Here is a 14,287-nt window from a genome sequence, read left to right as displayed (position 1 = left end):
CGGCTGGAGCGCTGACGGGTTGACCGGTCGGCAGTGCGGCTGATTGATCGCTCGTGCGTCGGTTGGCGGTCTCGTGCCGTAGCGCATCGACAGTCAAAGTCGGCGGTCGCGCTGTGCCGTGCCTGCTTGTCGCGCGGCGGCTTCCGCCGGTTGGGCCACCGCGAAGGCTGCCGGATGGCCGAGCGGCCGAGAGCCGCGGAAATCCGGAAAACGAGCGAAGGACTGAAGAAAGCCCAGGTGAGCGCGCGGACGCGCACCGGAAGTCCAGGGGAGAGGACGGCCAGGGTGAGCAAACCCTCTTTGTTTGAGCTTGCACGCTCGTGCATAATCATACGTATGACGGTGAAGATCGCGGTGGCCGGGGCCAGCGGGTACGCCGGCGGCGAACTGCTGCGCCTGCTCCTGACCCATCCTGAAGTCGAGATCGGCGCGCTCACGGCGGCCAGCAGTGCCGGGACGACGCTCGGCACGCACCAGCCGCACCTGGTTCCGCTGGCCGGGCGGGTGCTGCTGGAGACGAACGCGGAGACGCTCGCCGGGCACGACGTCGTGTTCCTCGCCTTGCCGCACGGGCATTCGGCGGAGATCGCTGCTCAGCTCGGGCCGGACGTGCTCGTGGTCGACCTCGGCGCTGACCATCGACTGGCCGACCCGCAGGACTGGCGGCGCTGGTACTCCGGCGAGCACGCGGAACAGTGGCCCTACGGGCTGCCCGAACTGCCGGGCGCGCGCGAGAAGCTCGTGGGCGCCAAGCGGATCGCTGTTCCCGGCTGCTTCCCGACGGGCGGTTCCCTCGCATTGGCGCCGGCGTTGGCAGCGGGGCTGGTGGAGCCCACGGTCACGGTCGTGTCGGTGACCGGAACATCCGGGGCGGGCAAGAGCCTCAAGCCGAATCTGCTGGGCTCCGAGGTGATGGGCAACGCGAGCGCGTATGGCGTCGCGGGGGCGCATCGCCACACGCCTGAGTTCGCGCAGAACCTCTCGGCCGCGGCCGGCAAGCGGGTGACTGTTTCGTTCACGCCAGTGCTCGCGCCGATGCCGCGCGGGATTCTCACCACGGCGAGTGCTCAGCTGGCCGGCGACGTCGACGAAGCCGCGGTGCGCGCGGTGTACGAAAAGGCTTACGGCGGCGAACCGTTTGTCCAGGTTCTTCCTGAAGGCTCCTGGCCGTCGACCGCGGCCACGGTCGGGTCGAACAACGTCCAGCTCCAGCTCGGCGTCGACGCCGACGCGGGACGGCTGATTGTCGTCACCTCGATCGACAATCTCACCAAGGGCACCGCGGGCGGTGCCGTCCAGTCGATGAACCTGGCGCTCGGTTTCCCCGAGGCCACCGGACTTTCCACCGTGGGAGTGGCACCGTGACCGTCACCGGACCGAAGGGTTTCCGCGCCGCCGGCGTCGCCGCCGGGATCAAGGCCTCCGGCGCGCTGGACCTCACGCTCGTCGTCAACGACGGGCCGCTCGACGTCGCTGCGGGCGTGTTCACCCGCAACGTGATCAAGGCTGCGCCCGTGTTGTGGTCGCAGGAAGTCTTGAAGCACCAGAAGCTAAAGGCCGTCGTGCTCAACTCCGGCGGCGCGAACGCGGCCACCGGGCCCGGCGGGTTCCAAGACACCCATGCCACCGCGGAAAAAGTCGCCGAGGTGCTGGGCACCGGGGCGATCGAGGTCGCGGTGTGCTCCACCGGGCTGATCGGCGAGCGGCTGCCGATGGCTGCCGTTCTGTCCGGTGTGGACAGTGCGGTGGCGGCGCTCGATGCCGGCCCGGAAGCGGCGCTGAACGCGGCGACCGGCGTCATGACCACGGACACCAAGCCGAAGCAGGCGTTCGCCCGGCATGCTTCCGGCTGGAGCGTCGGCGGCTTCGCCAAGGGAGCCGGGATGCTCGCGCCGAACCTGGCGACGATGCTGTCCGTGCTCACCACGGACGCGGTGGCGGACAAGGAAACCCTTGACCGGGCGCTGCGGGCCGCCACGCGAGTCACGTTCGATCGGCTGGACGTCGACGGCGGCACGTCCACCAACGACACGGTTCTCGTGCTCGCGTCCGGTGCCAGCGGAGTCGAGCCGACCGAGGCCGAGCTGATCGAGCTGCTGACCGCGGTGAGCCACGACCTGGTGCTGCAGCTGCGCGCGGATTCCGAAGGCGCGACCAAGGACGTCGACGTGACCGTGCAGGGTGCGGCGAGCGAGGCCGACGCGATCGCGGTGGCGCGCACGATCGCCGAGGACAACCTCGTCAAGACGGCGTTGTTCGGGTCGGACCCGAACTGGGGCCGGATCGCGATGGCGCTCGGCCGCGCGCCCGCACGGATCGATCCGGAAAAGGTCGCGATCGCGATCAACGGCGTCACATTGTTCGCGGGCGGCACCACGGCCGAGGACCGATCGGCGGCAGACCTGTCCGGACGGGCCGTCGAAATCGTCGTGGATCTCGGCATCGGCGGCGACGAAGCGACGATCTACACCACGGACCTGTCGCACGCGTACGTCGAAGAGAACAGCGCGTACTCGTCATGACCGACACCGAAGGGCTCATCTCCGCCGACGAGCGGCTCGCCACTGCGGCCGAAAAAGCCGGCGTATTGATCGAAGCGCTGCCGTGGCTGCAGCGGTTCCACGGTGCCACCGTGGTGGTCAAGTACGGCGGCAACGCCATGATCGACGACCAGCTGAAGGCCGCCTTCGCCGAGGACATGGTGTTCCTCCGGCTGGCCGGGCTGCACCCGGTGGTCGTGCACGGCGGCGGTCCGCAGATCAGCGCGATGCTGTCCCGGCTCGGCGTTCCGGGGGAGTTCAAGGGCGGCCTGCGCGTCACCACTCCGGAAACCATGGACATCGTGCGGATGGTGCTGGTCGGACAGGTCAGCCGCGAGCTGGTCGGGCTGATCAACGCGCACGGGCCGTACGCGGTCGGCATCTCCGGCGAGGACGCGCGGCTGTTCACCGCCGAGCGCAAACAGGCCACTGTGGACGGCGAGCAGGTCGACATCGGCTTGGTCGGCGAGGTCGCCGAGGTCAATCCGGACGCGGTGCTCGACATCGTGAACGCCGGGCGCATCCCGGTGGTGTCCACGGTCGCCCCTGACATTGACGGCGTGGTGCACAACGTCAACGCGGACACCGCGGCCGGCGCGCTCGCCGCCGCGCTGGGCGCCGAGAAGCTCGTAGTGCTCACCGACGTCGAAGGTCTTTACGCCAACTGGCCGGACCGGTCGTCGCTGATCGACCGGATCCCCGTCGACCGCCTCGAACGGATGTTGCCCGGCTTGGCCAGCGGCATGATCCCGAAGATGGAGGCGTGCGTCCGCGCGGTGCGCGGCGGAGTGCGCGGCGCGCACGTCATCGACGGCAGGCTCGCCCATTCGGTGCTGCTCGAGGTCTTCACCTCGCGCGGCATCGGGACCATGGTGCTGCCCGAGGCAGCGCCCTCCGGAACGGAGAACGCGTGACTACTCTCAAGTCCAATGCGGACGGTCAGCAGCACTGGCAGTCGGCGGTCATGGACAACTACGGCACTCCCGGCCTGACTCTTGTGCGCGGCGAAGGCGCGCGAGTGTGGGACGCGGACGGCACCGAGTACGTCGACCTCGTCGGCGGGATCGCGGTGAACGCGCTCGGTCACGCCCACCCGGAGGTGGTGCGCGCGGTCACCGAGCAGATTTCGAAGCTCGGGCACACGTCGAACCTGTACGTCAACCCGGTCGCGGTCGAACTGGCGGAAACGCTGCTGGACGTCGCGGGCCTGACCGGACAGGGCAAGGTCCTGTTCGTCAACTCCGGAGCCGAGGCGAACGAGGCCGCGTTCAAGATCACCCGGCTCACCGGCCGCACCAAGGTCGTCGCGGCCGAAGGCGCGTTCCACGGCCGCACGATGGGCGCGCTGTCGCTCACCGGGCAGCCGTCGAAGCGCGAGGCGTTCGAACCGCTGGTCCCGGGCGTCACGCACGTCCCGTACGGCGACGTTGAAGCGCTGCGGGCCGCGGTGGACGGCGAGACCGCCGCGGTTTTCCTGGAGCCGGTGCTCGGCGAGGCAGGAGTCATCCCGGCGCCAGACGGCTACCTGCACGCCGCGCGCGAGATCACCAAGGCCGCCGGTGCGCTGCTCGTGCTCGACGAGGTGCAGACCGGCATCGGCCGGCTCGGCAGCTGGTTCGGCTTCCAGCAGGCAGGCATCGTGCCGGACGTGATCACGCTGGCGAAGGGACTGGGCGGGGGGCTCCCGCTCGGCGCGGTGATCGGCGTCGGCGCGGCCGGCGATCTGCTCAAGCCCGGCCAGCACGGCACCACGTTCGGCGGCAACCCGGTGTGCTGCGCGGCCGGTCTCGCGGTGCTGCGCACGATCGCCCGCGACGGCCTGCTCGAGCACGTTTCCGCGCTGGGCAAAGACATCGCGGCCGGCGTCGAGGCGCTCGGCCACCCGCTCGTCTCCGGCGTCCGCGGTGCCGGGCTGCTGCTCGGCATCGGCCTGCGCGAACCGGTCGCCGCAGCGGTCGCGAAAGCCGTGCAAGACGCCGGCTACCTCGTCAACCCGGTCGCTCCGGACACCGTGCGGCTCGCCCCGCCGCTCGTGCTCGACGAGCAGCAGGCACACGGCTTCCTCGCCGCCCTCCCGGCCGCGCTCGACTCCACCACCACGAAGGACCTTTCCTGATGCCTCGCCACTTCCTCCGCGACGACGACGTCACCCCCGCCGAGCAGAACGCACTGCTCGACCTCGCCGATCAGCTCAAGGCGGACCCGCTCGGCACGAAGGCGCTCGCCGGGCGCACGGTCGCCGCGATCTTCGAGAAGAACTCGACTCGCACCCGGTTTTCGTTCGAGGTCGGCATCAGCCAGCTCGGCGGGCACCCGGTGATCGTCGACGGCCGTTCCATGCAGCTCGGCCGCGAGGAAACCATCGAGGACACCTCGCGCGTTCTGTCCCGCTACGTCGATGCCGTCGTGTGGCGCACCTTCGCACAGAAGCGCATCGACGCGATGGCGTCGGTCGCGTCGATCCCGGTAGTCAACGCGCTCACCGACGAGTTCCACCCGTGCCAGGTGCTCACCGACCTGATGACGATCCGCGAGCGCAAGGGCAAGCTCGCCGGGCTCACCCTCACCTACCTCGGCGACGGCGCCAACAACATGGCGCATTCGTTGCTGCTCGGCGGCACCACCGCCGGGATGAACGTGCGCGTCGTATCGCCGGAGGGCTTCCAGCCTGACCAGCAGGTGATGCTGGACGCCAAACAGCGCGGTACGGAAACCGGCGGGAGCGCCGCGGTCTACACCGACGCGCGCGAAGCGGTCGAGGGCTCGGATGTGCTGGTCACCGACACTTGGACGTCGATGGGCCAGGAGAACGACGGACTCGACCGGGTCGGCCCGTTCCGCGCGCTGCAGATCAACTCGCAGCTGCTCAAGCGCGCCGCGGACGAGGCGATCGTGCTGCACTGCCTGCCGGCGCACCGCGGCTGGGAGATCACCGACGAGGTGCTCGACGGCCCGGCCAGCGCGGTGTGGGACGAGGCGGAGAACCGGCTGCACGCACAGAAAGCGCTGCTGGTCTGGCTGTTCGGGCAGAACGGCCGATGACCAGCAGCCGGGTCGGGCGTCAGGCGCGGATCACCGAACTGGTGTCCACGATGGCCATCCGCAGCCAGACCGAGCTCGCGCGGCTGCTCGCCGCCGAGGGCATCGAGGTCACCCAGGCGACGCTGTCACGCGACCTCGACGAACTCGGCGCGGTCAAGCTGCGCGGAGCCGACTCGGGTGCGCCGGTCTACGTGATCCCCGAGGACGGCAGTCCGGTCCGCGGTGTACAGGGCGGCACCTCGCGACTGTCCCGGCTGCTCGCGGAACTGCTGGTGTCCGCGGATTTCTCCGGCAACCTCGCGGTGCTGCGCACGCCTCCGGGCGCCGCGCAGTTCCTGGCCAGCGCGATCGACCGGGCTGCGCTGGAAGAGGTCGTCGGGTCGATCGCCGGTGACGACACGGTCGCGGTGATCGCGCGCGAGCCGCTCACTGGACGGGACCTGGCCGAACGCTTCACCGCTCTCGCAAAGGGTTCGGCGGAAGGGGACGAGCCGTGACCCGGCGGGTCGTGCTCGCCTACTCGGGCGGGCACGGCTCCAGCGCCGCGCTGAAACACCTGTCGCGGGAGGCCGAAGTCGTCGCGGTCGCGGCCGACTTCGGCGCCGGCGACGTCGATCTGTGGGCACTTCGGCGGCGCGCGGTGGCCGAAGGCGCGGCAGAGGTCGTCGTCGTGGACGTCCGCGAGGAATTCGCGAACGAGTACTGCCTGCGTGCCTTGCAGGCGAACGCGCTGTGTCTCGACTGGCGTCCGTTGGTGGCATCGCTGGCGCGGCCGCTGCTCGCGCAGCAGCTGGTCGCGGTGGCCCGTGTCCAGAACGCGCCGACCGTCGCGCACGGCGGCGACCATGCGTTGGGCAGCGCGATCGAAGCGCTTGCACCAGACCTCGAAACTGTTGTGCCAGTCGGCGTTCGCGGCAGCAGCGCAGCTGCGCAGCTGTCGACCAGCCGGACTTTGTGGGGCCGCAGCGTGGTGGCGGGACGTCGCTACACCGAGGATGCCGGGGCGAACTTCGACGCGCCGGACGAGGTGGTCGTCACCTTCGACCAAGGGACCCCGGTCGCGGTCGACGGCGAGACGGTCAGCGTGGCCGAAGCGGTCCAGCGGCTCGGGCATCGGGCCGGAGCGCACGGGATCGGCCGGTTCGGCGGGGACGACAGCTGCGAAGCACCGGGTGCTGCGGTGCTAGTCGCCGCGCACCAGCAGCTGGAATGCGACACCATTGACCGCGACCTGGCGGCGTTCAAGCGCGGCGTCGATCGGCGCTGGGCCGAATTGGTGCACGACGGGATGTGGTTCTCGCCGTTGCGCGAACCGCTGGACGCGTTCGTCCGGCAATCGCAAGAACGCGTGTCCGGCGAAGTGCGGCTCGTGCTGCACGCGGGCCGCGCGGCCTTGGCCGGCCTCCCCGGGAGGCGGCTTCGCCCGGTCGGACGGCGGTACCGTCCGGGGACCGGGCAGACTCCGCTGGGAGACACCCAGCACCTGAGCACCCAGGCGTCCTGAGACGCCGGATCGAGAGAGGCAGAACGTGAGCGGGAAAGACCAGCCGGTGCAGCTGTGGGGCGGCCGGTTCGCCAGCGGGCCAGCCGAGGCGATGGCGGCGCTGAGCGCCTCGACCCACTTCGACTGGCGCCTGGCGCCCTACGACATCGCCGGTTCGCGTGCGCACGCCCGCGTGCTGAACAAGGCGGGTCTGCTCACCGAAGCAGAGCTGGCCGGGATGCTGGCGGCGCTCGACACGCTGGCGGAAGACGTCGCCTCCGGCGCGTTCACGCCGACGATCGCCGACGAGGACGTGCACACCGCGCTCGAACGCGGACTGCTCGAACGCGCCGGAGCCGAGCTGGGCGGCAAGCTGCGCGCTGGCCGTTCCCGCAACGACCAGGTCGCGACGCTGTTCCGGATGTGGTTGCGCGATGCCGCGCGCCGCGTTGTCGCCGGCACCCTCGACGTAATCGACGCGATCCTCTCGCAGGCGTCCCGGCACCCGGACGTGATCCTGCCCGGTCGCACCCATCTGCAGCACGCGCAGCCGGTCTTGCTCGCGCACCACCTGATGGCCCATGGCCAAGCGCTGCTTCGCGACGTCACCCGATTGCGCGACTGGGACGCGCGCACCGCCGAGTCACCGTACGGCTCGGGCGCGCTCGCCGGTTCCTCGCTCGGCCTCGACCCGGAAGCCGTCGCCAAGGAGCTGGGCTTCGACACCAGTGTGGAGAACTCGATCGACGGCACCGCGTCCCGCGACTTCGTCGCCGAGTTCGCGTTCGCGGTCGCCATGCTGGCCGTGAACCTGTCGCGGATCGCCGAAGAAGTGATCATCTGGAACACCGCCGAATTCGGCTACGTCACCCTCGACGACGCGTGGGCCACCGGCAGCTCGATCATGCCGCAGAAGAAGAACCCGGACGTCGCGGAGCTGACGCGGGGCAAGGCCGGCCGGCTGATCGGCAATCTCACCGGCCTGCTCGCCACCCTCAAAGCGCAACCGCTCGCGTACAACCGCGACTTGCAGGAGGACAAGGAACCGGTCTTCGACTCGGTCGAACAGCTGGAACTGTTGTTCCCGGCGATCGCCGGGATGCTCGGCACGCTCACCTTCCACACCGACCGGCTCGCCGAATTGGCCCCGGCCGGGTTCACGCTCGCGACGGACATCGCGGAGTGGCTGGTCCGCCAGGGCGTGCCGTTCCGCGTCGCGCACGAGGCGGCCGGAGAGAGCGTGCGGGTCGCCGAAGGCCGCGGGGTCGGCCTCGACGAGCTCACCGACGAGGAGTTCCAAGCGATCAACCCGGCGCTCACGCCGGCGGTGCGCGAAGTCCTGACCGTCGAAGGCTCGGTGCGGTCCCGTGACGCGCGCGGCGGCACCGCCCCGGTACGCGTCGCCGAACAGCGGGAACTCCTGGTCCAGCGGGTGTCCGCGCAGCGGGAGTGGCTGAAGTGACTCGTCCGGCCGTCGCTGGCTAGGCTGGCGGACTGACGAGGGGAGTACGCGTGGACCGGTTGTTCCGGCGCGAAGAGCTGGCACTGGATCCGGTCGACCTGGCTCGGCTGCTTCTCGGTGCGGTGCTCGAAGCCGACACGCTCGACGGGCGGGTCGGGGTGCGGCTGGTCGAGGTCGAGGCGTATCGCGGCTTGGACGATCCCGCGTCGCATTGCTACCGCGGCAAAACGCCGCGCAACGCTGTGATGTGGGGTCCGGCCGGGCACCTCTACGTGTACTTCGTCTACGGGATGCACTTCTGCGCGAACGTCGTCGGCACCGAGGACGGCCAGCCGGGTGCGGTGCTGCTGCGTGCGGGCGAGGTGGTCGAAGGCGCGGACGTCGTCCGGAAACGCCGGCCGAACGCGCGCGGCAACGGCGAACTCGCCAGAGGCCCGGCCATCCTGACCTCGATGCTCGGCCTCGCCAAGGACCAGAACGGCGTCGACCTCACCGACCCGGAGTCGCCGGTGCGGCTGCGGGTCGGCGAGCGCGTCCCGGTGGACGACGTGCGCACCGGCCCGCGCGTCGGCGTCGCGATGGCGATGGACACGCCGTGGCGGTTCTGGGTCGACGGTTCCCCGGCCGTCTCCGCCTACCGCCGCGGCGGGAAACGCCGCCAGGTGCGACCCGCGGGATAGTCGGTTGACCAGGTGCGGGATCATCTACAGGTGTGAGTGAGCACATCCTTGACGAGTTGTCCTGGCGCGGCCTGATCGCGCAGTCCACCGACATCGACGCCCTGCGCCGAGAGCTCGACCACGGCCCGCTCACGCTCTATTGCGGCTTCGATCCGACCGCGCCCAGCCTGCACGCCGGCAACCTCGTCCCGCTGCTGATGCTCAAGCGGTTCCAGCGCGCCGGGCACCGGCCGATCGTGCTGGCCGGCGGTGCCACCGGGATGATCGGCGACCCGCGCGACAACGGCGAGCGGACGCTGAACACGCTCGACACCGTCGCGGACTGGGCCGGGCGGATTCGCGGGCAGCTCGAGCGGTTCGTGGACTTCGACGATTCGCCGACCGGCGCGATCGTGGAGAACAATCTCAACTGGACCGGGAAGCAGAACACCCTGGAGTTCCTCCGCGACGTGGGCAAGCACTTCTCGGTGAACGTGATGCTGAACCGGGAGACGGTGAAACGCCGGCTCGAAGGCGACGGCATGTCCTACACCGAATTCAGCTACTTGCTGCTGCAGTCGCAGGACTACTTGCAGCTGTACCGGCAGTACGGCTGCAAGCTGCAGGTCGGCGGCTCGGATCAGTGGGGCAACCTTGTCGGCGGCGTCGACCTGATCCGCAAGATCGACCGCGGGACCGCGCACGCGCTGACCGCGCCGCTGGTCACCGACGCCGAGGGACGCAAGTTCGGCAAGTCCACCGGCGGCGGCAACGTGTGGCTCGACCCGGAGCTGACTTCGCCCTACGCCTGGTACCAGTACTTCGTCAACGTCGGCGACGCTGACGTGATCCGCTACCTGCGCCTGTTCACCTTCCTCGAGCGGGAGGAGATCGACGCGCTGGCCGCGGACACCGAAGAGCGCCCGCACCTGCGCGCCGCGCAGAAGCGGCTCGCCGAGGAGTTCACGAACCTGGTGCACGGCGAGGACCAGACGAAGCAGGTCATCGCGGCCAGCCAGGCGCTGTTCGGCCGCGCCGAGTTGGCCGACCTGGACGCCTCGACGCTCGACGCGGCGATGGCCGAGGTCCCGAACGGCAAAGTCGAGCCGGCCGGCGACGCGACGATCGTCGATCTGCTGATCGCCGGGGGACTGGTGGACAGCAAGGGCGCGGCCCGCCGCACGGTGAAGGAAGGCGGGGCGTACGTGAACAACGTGAAGATCCCCGACGAGGAGTGGAAGCCGGCCGCGTCCGACGCGCTGCACGGGCGGTGGCTCGTCGTCCGCAAGGGCAAGCGCAACGTCGCCGGAGTCCGCGTCTCGGACTGATCGTCGGCCGAGACCCGAGACCCGGGACAGGGGGCCTGAGCTGCGGAAACGCAGTTAAGGGACCCCCCTGTTCCGGGCCTCGGGAGGTCAGGTAAAGTTCTCCGAGTCGCCAGGGAGACCGGGTGGCCGCCGGGGCACGAACCAAGCTCTCGCCGGGAAGGCGATTGAGTGGGTGTCCCACCAAAAACTGCTAGGAATGATGCTTCGGTGTCGGTCGTCCTTGAGGGGGCGGTTGGTGTCGGGGTGTGTTGCTTGAGAACTCAACAGTGTGCTAGTGAACTAAGCCAGTAGAGCTTTTTATGAAACCCCCTCGTCGGGGTTTCCTTTGAGAATGATGGTTGAGAGTAGTCTCGATCGAACTTTACAGCATTGTTGGAGAGTTTGATCCTGGCTCAGGACGAACGCTGGCGGCGTGCTTAACACATGCAAGTCGAACGCTGAACCGGTTTCGGCCGGGGATGAGTGGCGAACGGGTGAGTAACACGTGGGTAATCTGCCCTGCACTCTGGGATAAGCCTGGGAAACTGGGTCTAATACCGGATATGACCACTGGAGGCATCTTTGGTGGTGGAAAGTTCCGGCGGTGCAGGATGAACCCGCGGCCTATCAGCTTGTTGGTGGGGTAATGGCCTACCAAGGCGACGACGGGTAGCCGGCCTGAGAGGGTGACCGGCCACACTGGGACTGAGACACGGCCCAGACTCCTACGGGAGGCAGCAGTGGGGAATATTGCACAATGGGCGCAAGCCTGATGCAGCGACGCCGCGTGAGGGATGACGGCCTTCGGGTTGTAAACCTCTTTCGCCAGGGACGAAGCGCAAGTGACGGTACCTGGATAAGAAGCACCGGCTAACTACGTGCCAGCAGCCGCGGTAATACGTAGGGTGCGAGCGTTGTCCGGAATTATTGGGCGTAAAGAGCTCGTAGGCGGTTTGTCGCGTCGGCCGTGAAATCTCCACGCTTAACGTGGAGCGTGCGGTCGATACGGGCAGACTTGAGTTCGGCAGGGGAGACTGGAATTCCTGGTGTAGCGGTGAAATGCGCAGATATCAGGAGGAACACCGGTGGCGAAGGCGGGTCTCTGGGCCGATACTGACGCTGAGGAGCGAAAGCGTGGGGAGCGAACAGGATTAGATACCCTGGTAGTCCACGCTGTAAACGTTGGGCGCTAGGTGTGGGCGACATCCACGTTGTCCGTGCCGTAGCTAACGCATTAAGCGCCCCGCCTGGGGAGTACGGCCGCAAGGCTAAAACTCAAAGGAATTGACGGGGGCCCGCACAAGCGGCGGAGCATGTGGATTAATTCGATGCAACGCGAAGAACCTTACCTGGGCTTGACATGCGCCAGACATCCCCAGAGATGGGGCTTCCCTTGTGGTTGGTGTACAGGTGGTGCATGGCTGTCGTCAGCTCGTGTCGTGAGATGTTGGGTTAAGTCCCGCAACGAGCGCAACCCTTATCCTGCGTTGCCAGCGCGTCATGGCGGGGACTCGTGGGAGACTGCCGGGGTCAACTCGGAGGAAGGTGGGGATGACGTCAAGTCATCATGCCCCTTATGTCCAGGGCTTCACACATGCTACAATGGCTGGTACAGAGGGCTGCGATACCGCGAGGTGGAGCGAATCCCTTAAAGCCGGTCTCAGTTCGGATCGCAGTCTGCAACTCGACTGCGTGAAGTCGGAGTCGCTAGTAATCGCAGATCAGCAACGCTGCGGTGAATACGTTCCCGGGCCTTGTACACACCGCCCGTCACGTCATGAAAGTCGGTAACACCCGAAGCCCATGGCCCAACCCGCAAGGGAGGGAGTGGTCGAAGGTGGGACTGGCGATTGGGACGAAGTCGTAACAAGGTAGCCGTACCGGAAGGTGCGGCTGGATCACCTCCTTTCTAAGGAGCACAACACGTCCGCGTCCCCGGGATGCCCGGAACCAGGGTGTGGGGTGGCTCGGGCACGGAAGCCGAATGTGTTGCCGGGCTTGCTCAAGGAATTGTGGAACTACTGGTTATCGCCGGTCGCGGTGAGCGAAGTCCGTGTGAGTACTGGCCCTTCGGGGTCGTGGAAAGCGGTGACGGAGCTCGGGTTGTCGGGTGTTCGCTGGCATGCTGTTGGGTCCTGAGGCAACACACGTTGTTTCTGGTGTGGTGTTTGAGAACTGTAGAGTGGATGCGAGCATCTTTGTGGTCAAGTTGTTAAGGGCACATGGTGGATGTCTTGGCTTCAGGAGCCGATGAAGGACGTGGGAGGCTGCGATATGCCTCGGGGAGCTGTCAACCGAGCTGTGATCCGAGGATTTCCGAATGGGGAAACCCAGCACCAGTGATGTGGTGTTACCCGCCGGTGAATATATAGCCGGTGTGGAGGGAACGCGGGGAAGTGAAACATCTCAGTACCCGCAGGAAGAGAAAACAACCGTGATTCCGTGAGTAGTGGCGAGCGAAAGCGGAAGAGGCTAAACCGATTGCATGTGATACCTGTCAGGGGTTGTGTGGTCGGGGTCGTGGGACCTGCCTTGAGAATTCTGACAGATTCTCGGGTTGATGTGCTGGTTAGTGGAACGCCTTGGGACGGGCGGCCGGAGTGGGTGAGAGCCCCGTACGCGAAAACCAGTTGCGTGAGCCTTGGTGGTGTTCCCGAGTAGCAGCGAGCTCGTGGAATTTGCTGTGAATCTGCCGGGACCACCCGGTAAGCCTAAATACTTCCTGGAGACCGATAGCGGACGAGTACCGTGAGGGAAAGATGAAAAGTACCCCGGGAGGGGAGTGAAAGAGTACCTGAAACCGTGTGCCTACAAGCCGTCAGAGCCGTTGAGGTGATGGCGTGCCTTTTGAAGAATGAGCCTGCGAGTTAGTGCTGCGTGGCGAGGTTAACCCGGGTGGGGTAGCCGTAGCGAAAGCGAGTCCGAACAGGGCGGTTGTAGTCGCGTGGTCTAGACCCGAAGCGGAGTGATCTACCCATGGCCAGGGTGAAGCGACGGTAAGACGTCGTGGAGGCCCGAACCCACTTAGGTTGAAAACTGAGGGGATGAGCTGTGGGTAGGGGTGAAAGGCCAATCAAACTCCGTGATAGCTGGTTCTCCCCGAAATGCATTTAGGTGCAGCGTCGCATGTTTCACCGCGGGGGTAGAGCTACTGGATGGTCTAGGGGCCTTACCGGGTTACCGAAATCAACCAAACTCCGAATACCGTGGTGTGAGAGTGCGGCAGTGAGACGGCGGGGGATAAGCTTCGTCGTCGAGAGGGAAACAGCCCAGAACACCAGCTAAGGCCCCTAAGTGTGTGCTCAGTGGGAAAGGATGTGGGATTGCCCAGACAACCAGGAGGTTGGCTTAGAAGCAGCCACCCTTGAAAGAGTGCGTAATAGCTCACTGGTCAAGTGGTCCTGCGCCGACAATGTAGCGGGGCTTAAGCACACCGCCGAAGCTGTGTCATTGACACTTTAGATCGGCGTTCGTCCTTGAGGCGGGCGTCCAGTCGTGTTGATGGGTAGGGGAGCGTCCTGCATCCGGTGAAGCGGCGGCGGAAGCCAGTCGTGGAGGGTGCGGGAGTGAGAATGCAGGCATGAGTAGCGAATGCAGAGTGAGAAACTCTGCCGCCGGATGACCAAGGGTTCCTGGGCCAGGCTAATCCGCCCAGGGTAAGTCGGGACCTAAGGCGAGGCCGACAGGCGTAGTCGATGGACAACGGGTTGATATTCCCGTACCCGAGCATGTGCGCCCATGGCGAGGCGGTTGACACTAACCACCCGAAGCCGNNGNNGAAGTCTTCGGACGGA

The 14,287-nt window shown here is 67.1% G+C and carries 10 protein-coding genes and 2 rRNA genes (1 of these 12 cut by a window edge); all 12 read left to right on the top strand.

All coding sequences use genetic code 11. The features are described from left to right. The first annotated feature begins 336 nt into the window (after nucleotides 1–336). Complete coding sequence (argC, locus tag AMYBE_RS0115710) at nucleotides 337–1,365, top strand: N-acetyl-gamma-glutamyl-phosphate reductase (protein WP_020660344.1); 1,029 nt, start codon at nucleotides 337–339, stop codon at nucleotides 1,363–1,365. Continuing rightward, nucleotides 1,362–2,522: a bifunctional glutamate N-acetyltransferase/amino-acid acetyltransferase ArgJ gene (gene argJ / locus AMYBE_RS0115705; RefSeq protein ID WP_020660343.1), complete on the top strand. Its 1,161-nt coding sequence runs from the start codon at nucleotides 1,362–1,364 to the stop codon at nucleotides 2,520–2,522. Before argC ends, argJ begins: the two co-directional genes overlap by 4 nt. Next, nucleotides 2,519–3,454, top strand: a complete 936-nt coding sequence (argB, locus tag AMYBE_RS0115700; protein WP_020660342.1) for an acetylglutamate kinase — start codon at nucleotides 2,519–2,521, stop codon at nucleotides 3,452–3,454. Before argJ ends, argB begins: the two co-directional genes overlap by 4 nt. Continuing rightward, nucleotides 3,451–4,656, top strand: a complete 1,206-nt coding sequence (locus AMYBE_RS0115695; protein WP_020660341.1) for an acetylornithine transaminase — start codon at nucleotides 3,451–3,453, stop codon at nucleotides 4,654–4,656. Before argB ends, AMYBE_RS0115695 begins: the two co-directional genes overlap by 4 nt. Then, a complete protein-coding gene (gene argF, locus AMYBE_RS0115690; RefSeq protein ID WP_020660340.1) occupies nucleotides 4,656–5,582 on the top strand; it encodes an ornithine carbamoyltransferase in 927 nt (308 codons plus the stop codon). Before AMYBE_RS0115695 ends, argF begins: the two co-directional genes overlap by 1 nt. After that, on the top strand, nucleotides 5,579–6,079 hold the full coding sequence (locus AMYBE_RS0115685; RefSeq protein ID WP_020660339.1) for an arginine repressor: 501 nt from the start codon (nucleotides 5,579–5,581) through the stop codon (nucleotides 6,077–6,079). The genes argF and AMYBE_RS0115685 overlap by 4 nt, the downstream gene beginning before the upstream one ends. Continuing rightward, nucleotides 6,076–7,086, top strand: coding sequence for an argininosuccinate synthase domain-containing protein (locus AMYBE_RS0115680; RefSeq protein WP_020660338.1), 1,011 nt, complete (start codon nucleotides 6,076–6,078; stop codon nucleotides 7,084–7,086). The genes AMYBE_RS0115685 and AMYBE_RS0115680 overlap by 4 nt, the downstream gene beginning before the upstream one ends. A gap of 25 nt (nucleotides 7,087–7,111) precedes the next feature. Then, the gene (gene argH, locus AMYBE_RS0115675) at nucleotides 7,112–8,527 is read left to right on the top strand and encodes an argininosuccinate lyase (RefSeq protein ID WP_020660337.1); all 1,416 of its coding nucleotides are present in this window, start codon (nucleotides 7,112–7,114) and stop codon (nucleotides 8,525–8,527) included. 50 nt (nucleotides 8,528–8,577) lie between these two features. Continuing rightward, complete coding sequence (locus tag AMYBE_RS0115670; RefSeq protein WP_020660336.1) at nucleotides 8,578–9,207, top strand: DNA-3-methyladenine glycosylase; 630 nt, start codon at nucleotides 8,578–8,580, stop codon at nucleotides 9,205–9,207. A gap of 32 nt (nucleotides 9,208–9,239) precedes the next feature. Further along, nucleotides 9,240–10,514, top strand: a complete 1,275-nt coding sequence (gene tyrS / locus AMYBE_RS0115665; RefSeq protein ID WP_020660335.1) for a tyrosine--tRNA ligase — start codon at nucleotides 9,240–9,242, stop codon at nucleotides 10,512–10,514. 369 nt (nucleotides 10,515–10,883) lie between these two features. Then, nucleotides 10,884–12,402 (top strand): 16S ribosomal RNA (locus AMYBE_RS0115660). Nucleotides 12,403–12,695: 293 nt separating this feature from the next. Then, nucleotides 12,696–14,287, top strand: a 23S ribosomal RNA gene (locus AMYBE_RS0115655); it runs 1,531 nt beyond the window's last position. The 16S and 23S rRNA genes sit together here, the layout of an rRNA operon.

This window comes from Amycolatopsis benzoatilytica AK 16/65, from assembly GCF_000383915.1.
In the GTDB taxonomy this organism is placed as follows: Bacteria; Actinomycetota; Actinomycetes; order Mycobacteriales; family Pseudonocardiaceae; genus Amycolatopsis; species Amycolatopsis benzoatilytica.
The sequence above is the reverse complement of the archived record's forward strand: the minus strand, read 5'-3'. Positions and strand labels throughout refer to the sequence as shown.

What these genes read in the sequence shown, in the direction of transcription:
- argC (WP_020660344.1), top strand. Translation starts at nt 337, where the DNA reads ATGACGGTGAAGATCGCGGTGGCCGGGGCCAGCGGGTACGCCGGCGGC.
- argB (WP_020660342.1), top strand. Translation starts at nt 2,519, where the DNA reads ATGACCGACACCGAAGGGCTCATCTCCGCCGACGAGCGGCTCGCCACT.
- argF (WP_020660340.1), top strand. Translation starts at nt 4,656, where the DNA reads ATGCCTCGCCACTTCCTCCGCGACGACGACGTCACCCCCGCCGAGCAG.
- AMYBE_RS0115685 (WP_020660339.1), top strand. Translation starts at nt 5,579, where the DNA reads ATGACCAGCAGCCGGGTCGGGCGTCAGGCGCGGATCACCGAACTGGTG.